At 70.3% G+C, this 17,746-nt stretch carries 15 protein-coding genes and 1 tRNA gene; 7 read left to right on the forward strand and 9 right to left on the reverse strand.

The window, feature by feature from the left end; all coding sequences use genetic code 11:
- Positions 1-68: 68 nt before the first annotated feature.
- Positions 69-1,070 carry an AraC-like ligand-binding domain-containing protein gene (locus tag FNH08_RS00660; RefSeq protein ID WP_152769233.1) on the forward strand — a complete coding sequence of 334 codons (1,002 nt, stop codon included), beginning with the start codon at positions 69-71 and terminating at the stop codon, positions 1,068-1,070.
- Here FNH08_RS00660 and FNH08_RS00665 read toward each other — a convergent pair.
- The 3 genes from FNH08_RS00665 to FNH08_RS00675 form a co-directional block, all read right to left on the reverse strand.
- Positions 1,024-2,559 carry a GMC family oxidoreductase gene (locus FNH08_RS00665; RefSeq protein WP_152769234.1) on the reverse strand — a complete coding sequence of 512 codons (1,536 nt, stop codon included), beginning with the start codon at positions 2,557-2,559 and terminating at the stop codon, positions 1,024-1,026. The two genes, FNH08_RS00660 and FNH08_RS00665, sit on opposite strands and share 47 nt — an antisense overlap.
- A gap of 133 nt (positions 2,560-2,692) precedes the next feature.
- Entirely contained in the window at positions 2,693-4,054 is a 1,362-nt protein-coding gene (locus tag FNH08_RS00670; protein ID WP_152769235.1) for a 6-phospho-beta-glucosidase, read from the reverse strand.
- Positions 4,051-4,803 (reverse strand): DeoR/GlpR family DNA-binding transcription regulator, encoded by a 753-nt coding sequence (locus FNH08_RS00675; RefSeq protein ID WP_152769236.1) that lies wholly within the window; start codon positions 4,801-4,803, stop codon positions 4,051-4,053. Before FNH08_RS00675 ends, FNH08_RS00670 begins: the two co-directional genes overlap by 4 nt.
- A gap of 338 nt (positions 4,804-5,141) precedes the next feature.
- Between FNH08_RS00675 and FNH08_RS00680 the strand changes: the two genes are divergently transcribed.
- The 3 genes from FNH08_RS00680 to FNH08_RS00690 all read left to right on the forward strand — a co-directional run bounded on the left by FNH08_RS00680 (position 5,142) and on the right by FNH08_RS00690 (position 8,303).
- Positions 5,142-6,416 (forward strand): extracellular solute-binding protein, encoded by a 1,275-nt coding sequence (locus tag FNH08_RS00680; protein ID WP_322723399.1) that lies wholly within the window; start codon positions 5,142-5,144, stop codon positions 6,414-6,416.
- A 166-nt stretch (positions 6,417-6,582) separates the two neighbouring features.
- Positions 6,583-7,473 carry a carbohydrate ABC transporter permease gene (locus FNH08_RS00685; RefSeq protein ID WP_322723416.1) on the forward strand — a complete coding sequence of 297 codons (891 nt, stop codon included), beginning with the start codon at positions 6,583-6,585 and terminating at the stop codon, positions 7,471-7,473.
- A gap of 50 nt (positions 7,474-7,523) precedes the next feature.
- Positions 7,524-8,303, forward strand: a complete 780-nt coding sequence (locus FNH08_RS00690) for a carbohydrate ABC transporter permease (protein WP_152769272.1) — start codon at positions 7,524-7,526, stop codon at positions 8,301-8,303.
- Positions 8,304-8,346: 43 nt separating this feature from the next.
- Here the strand turns inward: FNH08_RS00690 and FNH08_RS00695 are convergent, their stop codons facing one another.
- The gene (locus tag FNH08_RS00695; RefSeq protein WP_152769238.1) at positions 8,347-10,029 is read right to left on the reverse strand and encodes a CocE/NonD family hydrolase; all 1,683 of its coding nucleotides are present in this window, start codon (positions 10,027-10,029) and stop codon (positions 8,347-8,349) included.
- Positions 10,030-10,155: 126 nt separating this feature from the next.
- Here FNH08_RS00695 and FNH08_RS00700 point away from each other — a divergent pair, with 126 nt between their 5' ends.
- Positions 10,156-10,872, forward strand: coding sequence for a TetR/AcrR family transcriptional regulator (locus FNH08_RS00700; protein ID WP_322723417.1), 717 nt, complete (start codon positions 10,156-10,158; stop codon positions 10,870-10,872).
- Positions 10,873-10,998: 126 nt separating this feature from the next.
- Here the strand turns inward: FNH08_RS00700 and FNH08_RS00705 are convergent, their stop codons facing one another.
- Genes FNH08_RS00705 through FNH08_RS00715 form a run of 3 tightly spaced genes read right to left on the reverse strand, consistent with a single transcriptional unit; the run spans position 10,999 to position 14,401 of the window.
- Positions 10,999-12,159, reverse strand: a complete 1,161-nt coding sequence (locus FNH08_RS00705; protein ID WP_152769240.1) for an amidohydrolase family protein — start codon at positions 12,157-12,159, stop codon at positions 10,999-11,001.
- Between the two features lie 4 nt (positions 12,160-12,163).
- A complete protein-coding gene (locus FNH08_RS00710) occupies positions 12,164-13,567 on the reverse strand; it encodes a glutamine synthetase family protein (protein ID WP_152769241.1) in 1,404 nt (467 codons plus the stop codon).
- 30 nt (positions 13,568-13,597) lie between these two features.
- Positions 13,598-14,401, reverse strand: a complete 804-nt coding sequence (locus tag FNH08_RS00715; RefSeq protein WP_152769242.1) for an SAM-dependent methyltransferase — start codon at positions 14,399-14,401, stop codon at positions 13,598-13,600.
- 253 nt (positions 14,402-14,654) lie between these two features.
- Between FNH08_RS00715 and FNH08_RS00720 the strand changes: the two genes are divergently transcribed.
- A complete protein-coding gene (locus FNH08_RS00720) occupies positions 14,655-15,425 on the forward strand; it encodes an NPP1 family protein (protein ID WP_228033776.1) in 771 nt (256 codons plus the stop codon).
- A gap of 42 nt (positions 15,426-15,467) precedes the next feature.
- On the opposite strand, the gene FNH08_RS00725 is transcribed toward FNH08_RS00720, so the two are convergent.
- A complete protein-coding gene (locus FNH08_RS00725) occupies positions 15,468-16,439 on the reverse strand; it encodes a TauD/TfdA dioxygenase family protein (protein ID WP_152769273.1) in 972 nt (323 codons plus the stop codon).
- Positions 16,440-16,598: 159 nt separating this feature from the next.
- Here FNH08_RS00725 and FNH08_RS00730 point away from each other — a divergent pair.
- Positions 16,599-16,675, forward strand: a tRNA-Pro gene (locus FNH08_RS00730).
- Positions 16,676-16,716: 41 nt separating this feature from the next.
- Here the strand turns inward: FNH08_RS00730 and FNH08_RS00735 are convergent.
- On the reverse strand, positions 16,717-17,445 hold the full coding sequence (locus tag FNH08_RS00735; RefSeq protein ID WP_152769244.1) for a CAP domain-containing protein: 729 nt from the start codon (positions 17,443-17,445) through the stop codon (positions 16,717-16,719).
- Positions 17,446-17,746: the final 301 nt, after the last annotated feature.

The following is a 17,746-nucleotide window of genomic DNA, read 5'->3' on the forward strand; positions in this document are numbered from 1 at the left end:
AAGGGGGTGCGAACACGCCCGCGGCCAAGGGGGGTGCGAGCGCGCCCGCAGGGGAAGGAGACACCCCCATGACCACCGTCTCCCACACCCACACCGCGGCCCGCGCCCACGAGCGGGCCGAGCGTTTCCAACAGGTCGCCTCGGACGTGTTCGCGCCCCTGAGTATCAGGCCCGGCGCGGTCGACGAGGGCGGCACCCTGGACTGCGCCAGGCCCGGCCGCGTGCTGGTCACCCGGATCACCGGAGGGCCGTGCACCGTACGCCGCACCCCCTCCCTCATCGGCTCCGGCGACCGCGAGCTGGTGAAGGTGGCGTTACACGGACGGGGGCGCGCGGGCGTCGAGCAGGACGGGCGCCAGTGCCTGCCGGGCCCCGGCGACCTCGTCGTCTACGAGACCACCCGCCCCTACGAGCTGCGCTTCTGGGAGCCCTTCGACCTGGTGGTGCTCGGCATCCCCCGCACGCTGCTGGGTCCGTTCGGCGACCGGCTCCCCTCCCGCACGGCGTCGGCGGTGCCGACCGACGGCGGCGGCGGACGGCTGGCGGCGTCACTGCTGCGGGACGCCGCCGGCGACCTGGACGCGTGCACCGGCGGGGGCGCCCCGCACCTGGCCGACGCGCTGGTGTCCGTGGTCCTGTCGGCACTCGCGGAACAGCCGGTCGACGTGAGCGCGACGGACGACCTCGGCGACCGCATCCTCACCTACTGCCTGGGCAGGCTCTCCGATCCCCGGCTCTCGCCGGAGTCGGTGGCCCGCGCCCACCACGTCTCCGTCCGCCACCTGCACAAGGTGCTGCGACAGCGTGGCGTCACGCTCGCCTCCTGGATCCGCGGCCGGCGGCTGGAGCGGATCCGGCGCGACCTCGCGGACCCCGCCCTCGTCGACCGCAACGTGGCCGTGATCGCCGCCCGCTGGGGCATCCTCGACGCCACACACCTCAGCCGCGCCCTGCGCGCGGAGTGCGGGCAGAGCGCGTCGGAGATCCGGGAGGCGGCGGGTACGGACCGTGGGCCGACCTCTTTCAGGACGCGGCGAGGAGGAGGTCGGCGGCCTTCTCGCCGATCATGATCGACGGGGCGTTGGTGTTGCCGGACGGGATGGACGGCATGATCGAGGCGTCCGCGACGCGCAGCCCCTCGACGCCGTACACACGCAGGTCCGGGTCGACGACGGACAGGGCGTCCTGGCCCATCCGGCAGGTGCCGACCTGGTGGTGGTAGGTCCCGACGGCCCGGCGCACGTAGGCGCGAAGGTCGTCCCGGGTGCGGGCCTCGGGCCCGGGTGCCACCTCGGCCTTGCGCCAGCCGTCGAAGGCCGCCTGTCCGCCGATCTCCCGGCACAGCTCCACCGCGTCGACGAGCGCTTCGAGGTCGTACCGCTCGGCGAGGACGTTCGGGTCGAGCAGCGGGGCCGCCTCCGGATCGCCCGAGGCGAGCCGCAGGGTGCCCCGGGACTGCGGCCGGACGATGCCGGGCGCGATGGTGTAGCCGTGCTCCGGCACCGGGTACGACTCGGCCGGGTAGACCAGGTGCAGGAAGAGCGGCTGCAGATCGGGGCCCGAACGGCGGGGATCGGTGGACGTGTACAGCTGGCCCTCCAGCAGGTTGGCCTTTCCGGGCGGCAGCGGCCGCGATGCCTCGTACACGTTGCTGACCAGCAGGTGGTCGTGGAGGTTCTCGCCGACCCCGGACAGGTCCGCGGTCACGTCGACGCCCACCTCGCGCAGGTGCCCGGCCGGGCCGATGCCGGAGAGCAGCAGCGTCTGGGCCGAACCGATGACCCCGGCGCTGAGGACCACCTCGGCGGTCGCGTACGCCTGGCGCAGGGCGCCCCCGGCGGCGTACTCGACGCCGATCGCCCGGCCGCCGTCGAGCAGGACGCGGTGCACCCGGGCGCCGGTGGTGACGGTCAGCTTCGGGTGACCGGATCGGCCGAGGACCGGGGCGACGAAGCTCTGCCAGGCACTCATCCGGCGGCCGTCGCGGATCGTGGCGTGGTTGAGACCGACGCCGGTCATCCGCTCGCCGTTGAAGTCGTCGGTGGGCTCGTGGCCCAGCGCGACGGCGGCCTCCACGAAGGCGGTGGTGGTGGGGTGGGGGTCGGTGATGCGGCTGACCGGCAGGGGGCCGCCCTCGCCGTGCCAGTCGCTCTCGCCGTCCACATGGTCCTCGGACCGTTTGAAGAGCGGGAGCACACTGTCCCAGTCCCACCCCGGACAGCCCGAGTAGGCCCAGGCGTCGTAGTCGCCGCGGTGACCACGGATGTAGATCATGCCGTTCAGCGAGCTGGAGCCGCCGAGCACCTTGCCGCGCGGCCAGAACAGGGTCCTGTCGTTCGCGTGCCGCTGGGGCACGGTCATGGCCGCCCAGTCCAGCTCGGACTGGAACAGCAGCGGCCAGCCCTGCGGGCTGTGCACCCGCTCGTCGTCGTCCGCCGGGCCGGCCTCGACGACATGCACGGAGTGCCCCCGGTCCAGCAGCCGCCTGACGACGACGCTGCCGGCCGAACCAGCCCCCACCACCAGGTAGTCGTGCTCGACAGGTGCCTGCTCTGCCATGGTGTCCCGCTTCCGTCACGCGTACTCGTCCTCGCGACGGTAGGCGGGATGGGGGCGTGCGGTTCTCCGCCGAGCGCACGCGCACTCTCCAGGGAGTGCACAGCGGCACCGCGGGCCCCGGCCCCGGACCGGCTCAGCGGTCCAGGTAGGAGAGTTCGGGGAACTGGCGCTGGTAGGCGTCCAGCAGGCGCTTGGCGACGGCGTACGAGTCGATCAGCGGGTGGATGGTCAGTGCCCTGACCGCGTGGGCGCGGTCGCCGGTGGCGGCGGCACGGATGACGGCGCGCTCGACCGCCTTCACCGCACACACCAGGCCCGTGCCGTGGTCGGGAAGCGGGGCTCCGGCGATGGGGTGGGCGCCGTTGGCGTCGACGTGGCAGGGGACCTCGATCACGGCGTCGTCGTCGAGGACCGGGATACGGCCGCGCCCCCGGACGTTGAGAATCAGGGCGGTGCGCTCGTCCAGGGCGATGGCCCGCATGAGGGAGAGGGCCACCTGCTCGTAGCCCCCGGACTCCAGGTCGCAGGAGTCGCGTTCGCCCATGCCGACGGCGTCGCGGTTCTCCGCCATGTACGTGGTCTCGCGCTCCAGGCGGGTCGCGTCCCAGGCGTGCCAGGCCGCGCGGGGTGCCGACGGGCCGGTGCCGTCGGTGCCCATGGCGTCGTAGAAGCGCTGCTGCTGGGAGTGCAGGAAGGCGCCGCGGGTCTGTTCGGCGGCCCGGGCGGAGCCGACGGACTCGCGGTGGAAGTAGTAGTAGTGCAGGTACTCGTTGGGCAGCGCGCCGAGCGTGCGCAGCAGGTCGGCGCCGAAGAGCTTGCCCTCCTCGAAGGAGGTCAGGGCGGCCTCGTCGGCGAAGAGGGACGGCAGCAGGTCCCGGCCGTCGGCGTACAGGCCGCACAGCCAGCCCAGGTGGTTCAGGCCCACGTAGTCCAGGCGGACGCGGGCCGGGTCGGCGCCGAGTGCTCCGGCGACGCGGCGGCCGAGGCCCACCGGGGAGTCGCAGATGCCGATCACGCGGTCGCCGAGGTGGGCGGTCATCGCCTCGGTGACCATGCCGGCGGGGTTGGTGAAGTTGATGACCCAGGCGTCGGGGGAGAGGGCCGCCACACGGCGGGCGATGTCCAGGGCCACGGGGATGGTGCGCAGGCCGTAGGAGATGCCGCCCGCTCCGACGGTCTCCTGGCCGAGGACGCCTTCCTCCAGGGCGATCCGCTCGTCCGCCGCGCGCCCGGCCAGCCCTCCGACTCGGATCGCGGAGAACACGAAGTCAGCGCCGGTGACGGCCTCGTCGAGGTCGGTGGTGACGGTGACGGTGGGCGGGTCGGGGTGCCCGGCCGCCTGGTCGGCGAGGACCTTGCGGATGGTCGCCAGCCGGGAGGCGTCCAGGTCGTACAGCGTGACGTCGGTGACGCGTCCTTCGCCGCGGTCGCCCAGCAGCGCCCGGTAGACGAGCGGGACCCGGAAGCCCCCGCCGCCCAGAATCGTGAGTCTCATACCTCGACCACCTCAACTCCCGCCTCGCGCAGCCGGCCACAGGTCGCCTTGTCCCCCGGGGCGTTGGTCACCACGACATCGAGGTCCTCCGGCCCGCACACCCGGGCCATTCCGGTGCCGGGGAACTTGCCCGCGTCCGCCACCAGGACCACCTGGGCGCTCGCGGCGATCATCGCCCGTTTCACGGGCACCTCCACGGCGGTGGTGTCCAGCACCTGGCCGTCGGGGCGTATTCCACTGGTGCCGAGAAACAGCCGGTCCGCGTGGATCTGGCGGAGATTGTCCTCGGTGAGGAAACCGACCAGCGAGCGGTAGTCGCGCCGGACCACACCGCCCAGCAGTATCAGCTGGACGTCCTTGTCGTCCTGGAGCTCCTCGTAGACCGCCAGGTTGCTCGTGATCACGGTCAGCGACCGGCCGTGCAGATGGCGGGCCACTCGGTGGGCCGTGGTGCCGATGTCGAGCAGCACCGTCTCGCCGTCCCTGATCAGTTCCGCGCACCGCGCGGCCAACACGTCCTTGGCCTCGACCCGGACCGCGGCCACGTCGGCGAAGGGATCGTCCTCGCCGACCAGGGGGGCCGCGCCGCCGTAGACACGTTTGAGCAGGCCCTCCTCCTCCAGCTGCACCAGGTCGCGCCGGATGGTGGCCTGGCTCGCCCCGACCTTCTCGGCCAGGGAGACCACCGTGGTGGGCCCGTCCGCGCGCAGGACACGCAGGATCAGCTGATGTCTTCGGTCAGGGAGCATGGCGCTGACCATACTCGGGAACTCGCCAAACTCAAGCAAAGTCGCGCATGAATGTCTCGATCTCTGCTTGACCCTTGTCAAACTCGCGCACCGGGTGCACTCTCTTGCGTAATTCGAGCCAGGCCCGGACCCCACTCCGGTCAGCCGAAGCGGAGAAGAGGCATATTTCGCCGCCCCGACGCATCGGCACCGTCCGAGAGGACCAGCTCACCACGTTCCGGGTAGCGGGGCGCGTCAACGGATACCGGCGATCTTCAGCCATCCGGAACCCCGCCGCGCCCTCAGCCGCCCACGACTCGCAGGTCCTTGCCGGACAAGCCGAACACCAGGAGAAGACCGTGGACCTTTCCCGCAGACGTTTCCTCGAGGCCGCCGTGCTCACCGCCGCGACGGCCGGTCTGACCGCCGCGTGCGGCGGCGGCTCAGGATCGGGCAGCAAGGACAGCAAGAACCTGAAGTTCTGGTACTGGGCCGGCGGCCTGAGCGACAAGGTCGTGGCCGACGCCAAGAAGCACTTCTCCGACGCCACCCTGAAGACGTCCGTGATCGGTGGCGACTTCAAGACCAAGCTGCTCACCGGTCTGAAGTCCGCCGCGTCCGCCCCCGACATCACCGGCCTCAAGGGCGAGGACATCGCCTCCTTCCTGCCCAACGCCAACCGCTTCATCGACCTGAACACCCTCGGCGCCGACAAGCTGGCCCCGGACTACCTGTCGTGGAAGCTGAAGCAGGCCACCAGCCAGGACGGCAAGCTCATCGGCTTCCCGATCGACATCGGCCCCTGCGCGATGTTCTACCGCGAGGACCTCTTCGAGAAGGCGGGGCTGCCCACCGACCCGGCGAAGGTCTCCGCCCAGCTGTCCACCTGGGACGACTACTTCGACGCCGGCGTCGAGCTGCACAAGGCCCTGCGCAAGACCTTCCTCATCAACAACATCGGCTCGGTGTTCTCGATGATGATCGGCCAGGGCACCAAGCGGTTCATCGACGAGGACAACAAGTTCATCGGCGACCAGGACCACATCCGTACCGCCTGGACCACCGCGGTGAAGCCCTACACCCTCAAGATCGACGCCAAGATCAACGACAACACCTGGAACGCCGCCATCGGCAACGGCACCCTTGGCACCGAGATAGGTGCCGCCTGGCACGCGCTGGACATCTCCAACGCGGCACCGGGCACCAAGGGCAAGTGGCGGGTGGCGAGCCTGCCGGGCGGGCCCTCCAACCTCGGCGGGTCCTTCCTGGCGCTGCCCGCGACCTGCGCCAACCCGGAGCTGGCGTTCAAGGTCATCACCTGGATCCTCAGCCCCGAGAACCAGGCCCGCGGCTTCACCGACGCGGCCCTGTTCCCGACCGCCCCGGCCGCGTACAAGCTGCCCGCGCTGACCGGGGGCGACGCCTTCTTCGGCGGTCAGAAGACCATCGAGATCTTCGGCCCGGCGGCCGAGAAGATCCCCGCCGCCTACGAGGCCCCGGCCGACGCGGCGGTCTCGGCCGCCTACTTCAACCAGCTGACCGCCATCGAGGCCAAGGGCAAGGACCCTGACGACGCCTGGAAGGACGCGGTCAGCCAGGGCAAGCAGATCGCCCAGCGGCAGGGAGTGAAGTGACATGTCGTCAAGCCCGGTAGCCGGTCCGGCTCCCACCGGTCCGTCCTCGGGACCCGCCACCGGCCCCACCGGGCAGCCGTCCCCGGGCCACCGCCGTGGCCCGGGGCGGCCCGGGCGCCGGGTCCGGCCGGTGTCGGCCGTGGCCCGGCGCGGGCCGCGGCGCGGGATCGCCCGGTACTGGCCGCAGTACCTGGCGGTCTCGCCGTACTACCTGCTCTTCTCCGTCTTCATGCTCTTCCCGATGCTGTACACGGTGTACCTGGCGTTCCAGAAGTGGGACGGCATCGGGGACATGCAGTTCGTCGGGTTCCAGCAGTTCCGGTTCCTGTGGGACGACCCGATCTTCTGGATGTCGCTGCGCAACACCCTGGTCATCTGGGTGCTGTCGACCGTGCCGATGCTCTTCATGGCGCTGCTGCTGGCGGTGCTGGTGAACTCCACCAAGCGCTTCACCGGCTTCTACCGGGTCGCCCTGTTCATCCCCAGCATCACCTCGCTGGTGGCGATCGCGATCTTCTTCGGCGCCGTCTTCAGCAACAACTTCGGCCTCATCAACGCCATCCTCAAGGGGCTGCATCTGTCGGCCGTGCCCTGGATGAGCAACGAGTGGACGATCAAACTGGTCATCGCGGCGCTGATGACCTGGCAGTGGACCGGCTACAACGCGATCATCTACCTGGCCGGCCTCCAGGCGATCCCCTCCGAGCTCTACGAGGCCGCCCGGATGGACGGTGCGGGCCCGGCAAGGATCCTGTTCTCGATCACGATCCCGCTGCTGCGGCCGATCATCCTGTTCACCGTGGTGATCTCCACCGTCACCGGCCTGCAGAGCTTCACCGAGCCCCAGGTGCTGTTCGGCAGCGACGCCTCCACCAACCCCAACTCCGGAGGGCCGGGCCAGGCGGGTCTGACCACGCTGCTGTACTTCTACCACCAGGCCTTCGACAACAACGACTTCGGTTACGCCGCCGCGATCGTCTGGGCCTTCTTCCTGCTGATCCTGCTCATCGTCGTCATCAACTGGCGCCTGGTGCAGCGTAAGGAGCGACGGCCGTGAACAGCCAGAACCGCAAACGCCTCAGGGGCCTGAGCGTCCACGCCGTCCTGATGATCTGCGTCGTCATCTCGGTGTTCCCGTTCTACTGGATCGTCGTCATGGCGACCAACACCTCGCAGGACATCTACAGCTACCCGCCGAAGCTGTGGTTCGGCGGCAACCTGCTGACCAACATCCAGCACCTGTTCGACAAGATGGACTTCTTCGGGTCGCTGCTCAACACGGTGACCGTGGCGGTCTGTACGACACTGCTGGTGCTGTTCTTCGACTCGCTCGCCGCCTTCGCCTTCGCCAAGTACGAGTTCCCCGGCAAGAAGTTCCTGTTCGGGCTGCTGCTGGCGATGTACATCCTGCCGACCCAGCTGGCGATCATCCCGCAGTACGAGATCATGGTGCAGCTGGGCTGGCTGGGAACGCTCAAGGCGCTCATCGTGCCGGCCGCCGCGAACGCCTTCGGCATCTTCTGGATGCGCCAGTACACCAGCACCGGTGTCCCCGACGAACTGCTGGACGCCGCCCGGATCGAGGGCGCCGGCTTCTTCCGTCAGTACTGGCACGTCGTGCTGCCCTGTGTCCGCCCGGCGCTGGCGTTCCTCGGCATCTACACCTTCATCGCCGCCTGGAACGACTACGTCCTGCCCCTGGTGATGCTGGTCGACCCGAGCCGCCTCACCCTCCAGGTGGCGCTGGCGCAGCTGTACGCCGGCCACTCCACCGACTACAGCATGGTGATGGCCGGGGTGCTGCTGGCGGTCATCCCGCTGGTGCTGGTGTTCACCTTCTTCGCGCGCGGGTTCATCGCCGACGCCACGAAGGGAGCCCTGCGCTGACGGACTCCCTCGTGTTCCGGGCCGGTGTCGCGGGCCGCGTCCCTCAACGAGGAAGCAGCAAAGCCGAGTCCCCGTGGAGCGTGATGTGTACGGGGGTGAAGTCGACGGCCTCCACCCGCGACTGACCGGTGCCGGGGTTGCTCGCGTAGCGCGGATGGGCGCCTCCGCTGATCTGCCAGCGTATGCGGTGGCCGACGGCGAACCGGTGGGCGGTGGAACTCATCTCCACGGTGACCTCGGACGGAGCCTGGCCGGACGTCCGCACCGGGGTCAGGCCGTCGCAGACGTTGACGGAACGGCCCTGTGCGTCCACGTCGCACAGGCGGGTGAAGACGTCGGTGTGCCCGGTGTCGGTGGAGAGGGTCAGCCGCGCCGAGACCGGGCCGACGACGTCGACGGGCTCGGTCAGCGGGGGACCGGTGAACGTCAGGACGTCCGCTCGGGCCTCCAGGGTGCCGTTGTCGCGGGGCCCGGCGTCGGGGGAGAGCACTGGACCGCCGACGGAGGGAGTGGGGTCGGCCGGGTCGTAGCGGAGGGAGGCCAGGGGGCCGTGATCCGTGGGTGCCTGCTGGACGAGGTGTCCGTCCGGAGTCGGGAACCACGCGGTGGCGGCGGCCGGCGTCGGCGGCCACTCTTCGAGGTCCCGCCAGGTGTCGTCGCCGCCGACGTGTACGCGCACCGCTGTGGAGCGCAGACCGGACGGGTCGCCGCACAGGTGCGCACGCAGCCAGGCGAGACTCTCGGTGAACACCTCGGGCCAGCCCTGCTGCATCGCGGAGGTGTGGGTCCAGGGGCCGACGAGCAGGGAGGTCTCGCATCCGGCCCGGCGCAGTCGGCCGAACTGCTCCAGGGACTGGTCGAGCAGCGCGTCGTGCCACCCGGTGGTCAGGGCGGTGGGGACGCTCAGCCCGTCGGCCGCCGCCGCCAGGGACGCGCCGTGCCAGTACGGGTCGTCGGCGTCCGGATGCGTCATCACGTCGTCCAGCCAGGGCACTTCGTCGCCGAGGGCCGACACGTGCGCCCCGCGCAGCGGCCGGGCGGTGGTGATCTCGCGCAGTCGGCGCTTCAGACGCAGGGTCGCTTTCACGAACGGGAGGAGCCCCCGGTGCTGGTACGTCATGCCCGCGGCCACAGCGAGGGCGTTGTCCAGCCGGAGCGCACCGTTCGAGTGGAACAGGGCGTAGGGATCGTGCAGACCCACCTGCACGACCATGGCCTTCAGCTCCGGTGGCGGGTCCAGGGCCAGCGCCCACTGCACGTAGGCCAGATAGCTGGTGCCGATCGTCCCCAGGGTGCCGGTGAACCAGGGCTGGTCCCGCAGCCAGGAGACCGTGGCCTGCCCGTCGTCGGCCTCGTTGCGCCACAGGTCGAACGTGCCGCCCGAGCCTCCGGTGCCGCGGCAGCTCTGCAGGACCACGTGGAAGCCCTGTTCGGCGAAGAGCACGCCGTACATCGGGGACCACGGTATGCCCCGGCCGTAGGGAGAGCGGACGAGGAGTGTGGGGAAGTCGCCCTCGGCGCGCGGGAAGTAGTGGTCCGTGACCAGCGGGCTGCCGTCGGCGCCGGGGACCGTCAGCTCCGGCTCCCACCCGACCTCGTACCGCTTGGCCGGAAGGCCGCGAAAGGTCGCCCGCAACAGTCGTGAGGACAACGGCGGTTTGCCGGCCGGCGGCGTCCAGGCCCGCCTGGACGAGGCGCCGGCGGTGTCATGGATGCGTGATGTCATGGCAGCCCCTTCTCTATTTCCGTACGTTGTACGAGAATAGAGCATGCTTGGATGACACCGACAGCCGACGTCGACAAGGGCGGCAATGACGAGGGCGGCAGTGACGAGGAGAGGAACGCGAGGACCGTGACCCGTGACGGCGGGTCAGGCGCCACGGGCGTCGACCCCCAACAACTCTGGCTCGGCCCCGCCCAGCCCCGCAGAGGCCGCAGGCCCGCCTTCAGCCGCGAGGCGATCACGGAAGCGGCCGTCGCCCTGGCGGACGCGGAAGGGCTCGAAGCGGTCACCATGCGCCGGGTCGCCGAACGCGTCGGAGCGGGCGTCATGTCCCTCTACAGCTACGCACCCGACAAGGAGACGCTGCTGGAGCTGATGGTCGACCACGTCAGCGGCGAACTGCCGACGGCCTCCGGTCTTACTGGCGATTGGCGCGCCGACCTGAGGGAGGTCGCCCACCTCCAGCGTGAGCTCATGCTGCGGCACCCGTGGCTGCCCGCCGCCCTGTCCACCCGGCGCGTTCCCGGTCCCAACACCCTTGCCTTCCTGGAGCGCGCGCTTGCCGCGTTGCGGCCGACCGGGCTTGATGGCGCGGCGAAGTTGGAGGTGTTTGCTCAGCTCACGGGGTTTGTGGCGGGGCATGTGGCGCATGAGCTGGCGCAGGCGTCGGTCGCGCGGTCGCCCTCGCGGGTGGCGGCGGAGGCGCGTTATCTGGCTGCGATGGCTGCGGATGGGCGGCATCCGGAGCTTGCGGGTGTGCTTGCGGCGCCTGGGCGGGCGCAGGACCCCGAAGCCACGTTCGCCCGTTTCTTGAATCGGCTGATCGACGGTCTGGGGTCGGACTGATGTGGGTGGTCAGGGGTTTCGTCTGCCGGGTTGGGGGAGGTGGCTGGGTGCGGGTTTGTTGTGGCTTGTCGCGCAGTTCCCCGCGCCCCTAAAGGCCTTGGGCGCACCCGAGTCAGGAAGGTGCCCTCAAGGCTCGTCGAAGTAGACCCGGCGGGCATTCTCCTGGCCCGTCCATTCCGCGATGCGGAGAGCGTCCGGCAGGCTCAGCTCGTCCGTGTCCACCCGGGACTGGAGCAGGTCGGCCAAGCCCTGGCGGAAGGTCAGGGAGCCGAGGTGGTAGAACTCGGCCACTCCGTACGCGTCCGAGCTGTACAGCAGTTTGCGGAACGGGGTGACCTCCAGTGCCTCCTCCAGTACCGCCCGCGCCCGCGTCGGGCCGACGTGGTGGAGGGTGAGCCCGACGTCGAGGTACACCTGCTCGAAGACCGCCGACAGGTAGGCGGCCTGGCGCTGGTAGGGCCAGCAGTGCAGCAGCAGGACCGGGACGGTGCCGGAGGTCAGGTGCAGCCAGTCGGTCAGGTGGGTGGGGTCCACCCGGTGCATCCGGATGTCGCTGTCCCCGAAGCCGACGTGCAGTTGGAGGGGGAGCCCGACGTCGACGGCGGTCCAGAGCAGGTGGCGGACGAGTACGGGGTCGTCCAGCCGAGGAGCCGTTCCCGTAGCGCCGAGCCAGCGCGCGGCCGCCGCCGTGACGTCCGCGTCGGAGGGGCGGCCCGGGTCCAGGTCGAACCCCGTGCGGTAGGCGGCCACCGACTTCACCGCCACGACGTGCCGCCGCGCCACGGCGTCCTGTACGGCGGTGTGGAAGGCGGTGGCGTACTCGCCCGGCTCCACGCCCTGTGCCGCCACGGCTTCGGCGACGCTCTCCAGCCGGACGACCTCGTACGCGTCGGCGGTACCGGCCGTAGCGGCGAGTTCCCAGGATGTCGTGACGTCGTCCGGCGCGTACCCGGTGTCGACGCAGAACACGTCGGTTCCCGCGGCCGTGACGAACCGCCGGTTCACCTCGCGCGAGCCCAGCTCCGCCCGCCGTGCCAGGTACTCCGCGGCGGACGCGTGCCGCGGCAGGTCCAGAACCGGAGCGCAGTGCCGACGGATCGCCACGCCGACAGGGGTGTCGAAGGGGGAGATTCCGCTGCCGGGCCACGCGGCGCCCTCGGTGATCAGCGACGCGAACCGCTCCGGGCTCGGATCGGCGGTGACCACCCCGTGGCAGTGGTGGTCCACGAGCCGCAGCCCGGCGAGGGCCTCGTAGACCGGGCCGGGGGCGGGGGCTGAAGGAGTCATGGCGTCAGTAGGTCCACCGGTACGCCGCCGCCACGCGCTCGTCGTCCAGTCCCGCCACGGCCTCGAACTCGCCCTGACGCACGGCGATCACGGCGTCGGCCAGGACCGGCCCCAGCGCGGTGCGCAGCACCTCGTCCCGGCGGAACTCCTCGACGGACTCCGCCAGGGACGTCGGCAGGCGGTGCACTCCCCGTGCCGCCGCCTCCTCGGCGCCGAACCGCGCCGGGTCCCCGGTGATCTCCTCGGGCAGGGCCGCGGCCGACTCCAGGCCGTCGAGCCCGGCGGCGATCAGACAGCCGAGGGCGAGATAGGGGTTGGCGGCCAGGTCGACCGGCTTGACCTCCAGGTTCGCCTCCTGGTCCTGGCGGCCCGTCATCCCGGTGATGACACGCACCGCGGTCTCGCGGGTCTCGCGCCCCCAGGCTGTGAACACCCCCGCCCACTGCGAGGGTCTGAGCCGCAGATGGCTGGCGGGGGACGGGGCGGTGACCGCCGTCAGTGCCGGGAGGTGCGCGAGGACGCCGGCCGCGAACGACTCGGCCTCGGCGGTCATGCCGTACCGCCGATCGCCTCCCGCATGGAGGTTCGACCCGTCACGCCACGCGGAGAGGTGGACGTGCCCGCCGTTGCCGACGCTCCCGGCGAGGACGGCCGGCGAGAACGACGCCCTGAGTCCGTGGCGTCGCGACACCGCGCGGATGGTCTGCCGCACCAGCACGCTGCGGTCCGCGGCGGCCACCGGGTCCAGCGCGCCCACGGAGATCTCGAACTGGCCGGTCGCGTACTCGGGGTGGATCTGGTCGACGTCGACGCCCTGCTCCGCGAACGCCGTCAGCAACTCCAGGGTGTAGTCGCTCAGTTCGACCTGCCGGGTGGCGCTGTAGGCCGGGCCCGTGGTGCCGGGGACGAAGGTGTCGCCGGGTGCCGTGGCCTGCCCGACGGCCCACTCGACCTCGAAAGCGGCTTTGAACTCGATGCCGTGGCGCTGGGCCGCGTCCGTGACGATCCGGCGCAGGAAGGTGCGGCTGCACCCCGGGTGCCGCGCTCCCTCCTGGGTGATCCGGTCGACCGGGGCCCAGGCCCAGCCGGGCTGGGCCGACAGGGCCACGACCTGGTCGAGGTCGGGGTAGAGGCGCAGGTCGCCGTCCGGTGAGCCGAGCACGTCGGTCGAGACGATGGAGTCGTTCGCGAGAAAGGTGTCGAACACCGGCGACATCCCGACACCCCAGGCAGACGCCGAGGCGAGCCGGGACACCGGGATGGTCTTCACCCGGCAGATGCCCGCCGTGTCGACGTAGGCGAGGACGACACCGTGCACGCCTTTCGTGGACAGGTCCTTGGCCTGTGCCCTGGCCCGCCCGACATCTCTCGGACGGCCGCCGGGGACGGGATCGGCCAGGGTCGTCATACGTCCTCCTCGCGTGCGCGCTGCTCGGGCTCAGGGTTTCACGGCGACCGCCCCGAACTGCGGTACCACGACGGGGGAGTCGGAGTCGGCACGCCAGTGCGAGCACGCCACCAGCCCCGGGTCGAGCAGTTCCAGTCCATTGAAGAACGCCGTGACGTCCGCGCGGTTGCGGGCGGTGATGGGCGGAGTGGCGTTCTCGTTCCAGAACTCCATGGCCGGGACCTGGCCCTCGCCGCCGAGGTCGGCGTCGGCCGTGGGGTGCGTCAGGACGAGGAAGCTGCCGGAGGGCGCCGCCGCCATGATCCGCCGCACGATGTCACGGGCCGTGCCGGTGTCCAGGACGAAGTTGAGGACGCCCAGCATCATGACCGCGATCGGCCGGGTGAAGTCCAGTGTCCGTGTGGCGCGTTCGAGCAGGGTGTCCGGGTCGTGCAGGTCGGCGTCGATGTAGTCGGTGACGCCCTCGTGCGTGCCCGTCAGCAGGGTGCGTGCGTGGAGGAGGACGACCGGGTCGTTGTCGACGTACACGATCCGCGACTCGGGCGCGATCCGCTGGGCGATCTCGTGGGTGTTGTCCGCCGTGGGCATCCCCGTGCCGATGTCGAGGAACTGGCGTACTCCACGTTCCTCGGCCAGGAACCGTACCGCCCGGCCGAGGAACTCGCGGTCCGCGCGGGCGATGTCCCGGATCACCGGGAACATCGAGGCGACGTGCTCGCCGACCCGCTGGTCGATCTCGTAGTTGTCCCTGCCGCCGATCCAGTAGTTCCAGACACGGGCGTTGTGCGCCACGGAGGTGTCCAGCCGGCCCGTCAGTCTCTGTTCGCCACTCATGTCTCTCCCCCTTCCGAACCGTCCGCCATTGTGCCGTCGGATGATCAACCTGTCAGCACCGCGCGGAACGGCGCTGACGTGATCGCACGCCCGTCTATTGGCTGACCCGTCATCACCCTGACACCCGTTGATCTTCGACGCGTCAACGAGGTTGACCGACACTGTTCTGGGCATGTCAATCCTGCTGGAATGCTCTCACCCCCCACTTCCCTCACTCCCTCCACTTCCCCCACGTCCGAACCAGGAGGACACATTGAAGACGCGTGTGCGGAGGCTCCGCAGAGCATCCGTCATCTCCGGCAGCGCTGTGGCTCTGGTGATCGCCTTCCCCGGCAGCGCGCTCGCGGCCCCGCCCCAGGCCCTGCCCGCCAACGCCGACACCACCGAGCAGACATGGCAGCCGGCGTACGACTACGACACGGACGGCTGCTACCCGACGCCCGCCATCGGCCCCGACGGGACGGTCAATGGCGGCCTCAACCCGACGGGTGCCCTGGGCGGCGAGTGTCACGACGCCTCGGACCTCGACAACACCAACGGCTACGTCCGCTACAAGTGCAACAACGGCTGGTGCGCCGTGATGTACGGCCTGTACTTCGAGAAGGACCAGGCCGTGGCCGGCAGCGGCATCGGAGGCCACCGCCACGACTGGGAGCACGTCGTGGTGTGGGTGCAGAACGGCCAGGCCCAGTACGTCTCCACCTCGGCCCACGGCAGCTTCAACGTCTACACCCGCGACCAGATCCGCTGGGACGGCAACCACCCCAAGATCGTGTACCACAAGGACGGCGCCAGTACGCACGCCTTCCGCCCCGCGAACGCGAACGACGAACCGCCGGAGAACGCCAAGGGCACCTGGCAGTACCCGCCGCTGGTCGGCTGGAACGGCTACCCCTCGGGCCTGCGCGACAAGTTGAGCGCGTACGACTTCGGCAGCGCCAACTTCGGCCTGAAGGACGCGAACTTCAACTCCCACCTGTCGGCGGCCAAGCCGTCCGGTATCGCGTTCGACCCCAACGCCTGACAGCCGGGCGACAGCACTCCGGCACCGGCCGTACCGGAAACCCTAGGGCGCGGACGGCTGGTGCAGGGGCGCCCCGCTGATCGACTCGGACGGCGAACCGTCCACCCCGACCGGAGCGTCCCCCGCCGTCATGACCCGGTGCATGATGCGGGGGAAGTCCAGGTGGGCGGTGTCGCTGGGAGCCAGGTGGATCGTGGCGCGGTTGTCCCACATGGCCACGCTGCCCGGCTCCCAGCGGAAACGGACGGTGTACTCGGGCCGTGTCACCTGCTCCACGAACATCTCCAGCAGCAGCCGGTTCTCGGCCCGAGAGACACCGATGATGTTCTCCACGTAGTACGGGTTGACGTAGAGCACCCGCTCGCCGCTCTCCGGGTGCACGCGGACCACCGGGTGGGCGGACGCCACCTGATGGTCCTGGAGGTGCAGCATGTACGCGTCGGGACCGGAGCGCGGCAGGTAACCGACCCCGAGCCGGTGTTCCGCACGCAGCCCCTCGGCGAATCTCCGCACGGGCTCGGACAGTCCCGCGTAGGCGGTGGCCAGATTCGCCCAGGTGGTGTCCCCGCCGTACGGCGGCACCCGCTCGGCGCGCAGGACCGTCAGGGCCGGCGGGTCGATCCGTGCCGTGTGGTCGGCGTGCCAGCCGCGCAGCGTGGAGTGGCGCCGCCGCTCCAGCCACTCCGCGTGCGACATACCGTGGCGCCCCGCCAGCTCCAGCCGGTCGGCCGTCGTCTCCACCTGGGGGAAGTCCGCGGGCGAGGCGGAGCCGCGGGACCGCAACGTGATCGGCTCCCCGAAGCGCCGGACGAACGCGACGTGCCCGGCGTGGTCGAGCTCCTGCTCCCGGAAGAAGACCACCTTCCAGCGCAGCAACGCCGCCCGGATCTCCGCGACGACCTCGTCCGCCAGAGGACCGGCCAGGTCGACACCGTGAATCTCGGCCCCGATGTACCCGGCGACGGGCCGCACCTCGACCTTGCCCGACCCACTCCAGGACGTCTCCACACCCATCAGCTCCCCGCGACGCGCTCCGTCGGCCGACAGACCCGTGCCGGATCTTCCCCACCCCACCACAGGCTCATGCCGAACGGGGACCGGGAGAGGAGATCTCCTGTCCATGTGAGGTAGGGTTGACGTGCGTGATCACGCGGGGCACCCGCGGTAGCGCATCGGGACGTGGCGCAGCTTGGTAGCGCACTTGACTGGGGGTCAAGGGGTCGCAGGTTCAAATCCTGTCGTCCCGACCAGCTTTGTTGCAGGTCGGAGGCCGTTCTGGCCCTGTTGTCGCCTATCGGGCGGTTGCGAAGTCCTGGGTCCAGTAGTTGCCGGGCTGTGCGCGACCGACGCCGATCTCCTTGAACGCGCAGTTCAGGATGTTGGCCTTGTGGCCGGGGCTGGACATCCAACCCGCCATGACCTGCTCGGGAGTGGTGTAACCATAGGCGACGTTCTCGCCGTAGGTGCGCCAGGTGTAGCCGGCACGGGTGATCCGGTCGCCCGGGGAAGATCCGTCGGAGCCGGTGTGCGACATGTTCCGGTGGGCCGCCATGTCCTCGCTGTGTGCCTGTGCGGCCTTGGTCAAGGTCGCGTCCGGAGTCACGGGCGAGCAACCGGCCTTCTTCCGCTCGGCGTTGACGAGTTCGACGATGCGAGTGTTGGCGCCGGACGCCGTGGCGGTGGCCTTCGGAGTGCTGGAAGGCGTGGTCTTCTTGGGCTTGGGCTTGGGTGTGGCCTTGGGCTTCGCGGTGTTCGCGGTGCGCGAAGGCGTCGTGGTCTTCTTGGGCTTGGGCTTGGGTGCGTGGGTCCTTCGGGTGTCTGCGGAGGGGGTCGGAGTGTGCCGGTCGTGGCCGTGCCGCCAGTCCTTGGCGCCGTTCCTCTCCCAGTCGTAGGAACGATGTCCTCCGCTGTCCTGCCAGTCGCCACAGGCCATGGCGACGGACGGCACAGCCACGGTGCCGACGGCGACCGCGGCGATGACTATGCGCCGGTAATGCTTGTTCTGGCGATGCTTCCCCATACATGACCCCATTCGGTACTCGCCGAGCGTCCTTGCGCGGCCGGCTCCCCGCAGGACCCCTCCTGAACTGCGGAAAGGTCCTGCGGGCCGCCATTCTTAGGACGGCTTCACACGAAGCACAAAGGGGCCTGCCTACTACGTTGCTTCGTAGTTCTGGAGAGCCCTTGCCAGGAGTACGGGAGGGTGCTGGTTCGGCTTCCGAGGGTCTTTGCGGAGGTCAGGACCGGCGCGACGGGGGACTGACTCAAGCCGGACAAGTCCCCTATGTCGACTGAGTGGCATCAACTATTCCGCATGCTTA

Source organism: Streptomyces spongiae (assembly GCF_009377185.1).
GTDB classification, from domain to species: domain Bacteria; phylum Actinomycetota; class Actinomycetes; order Streptomycetales; family Streptomycetaceae; genus Streptomyces; species Streptomyces spongiae.

Coding starts and splice junctions, on each gene's coding strand:
- FNH08_RS00690 (WP_152769272.1), top strand. CDS start 7,524: ATGATCTGCGTCGTCATCTCGGTGTTCCCGTTCTACTGGATCGTCGTC.
- FNH08_RS00715 (WP_152769242.1), bottom strand. CDS start 14,401: ATGAGTGGCGAACAGAGACTGACGGGCCGGCTGGACACCTCCGTGGCG.
- FNH08_RS00710 (WP_152769241.1), bottom strand. CDS start 13,567: ATGACGACCCTGGCCGATCCCGTCCCCGGCGGCCGTCCGAGAGATGTC.
- FNH08_RS00725 (WP_152769273.1), bottom strand. CDS start 16,439: ATGGGTGTGGAGACGTCCTGGAGTGGGTCGGGCAAGGTCGAGGTGCGG.
- FNH08_RS00675 (WP_152769236.1), bottom strand. CDS start 4,803: ATGCTCCCTGACCGAAGACATCAGCTGATCCTGCGTGTCCTGCGCGCG.
- FNH08_RS00705 (WP_152769240.1), bottom strand. CDS start 12,159: ATGACTCCTTCAGCCCCCGCCCCCGGCCCGGTCTACGAGGCCCTCGCC.
- FNH08_RS00670 (WP_152769235.1), bottom strand. CDS start 4,054: ATGAGACTCACGATTCTGGGCGGCGGGGGCTTCCGGGTCCCGCTCGTC.
- FNH08_RS00660 (WP_152769233.1), top strand. CDS start 69: ATGACCACCGTCTCCCACACCCACACCGCGGCCCGCGCCCACGAGCGG.
- FNH08_RS00665 (WP_152769234.1), bottom strand. CDS start 2,559: ATGGCAGAGCAGGCACCTGTCGAGCACGACTACCTGGTGGTGGGGGCT.
- FNH08_RS00735 (WP_152769244.1), bottom strand. CDS start 17,445: ATGGGGAAGCATCGCCAGAACAAGCATTACCGGCGCATAGTCATCGCC.
- FNH08_RS00695 (WP_152769238.1), bottom strand. CDS start 10,029: ATGACATCACGCATCCATGACACCGCCGGCGCCTCGTCCAGGCGGGCC.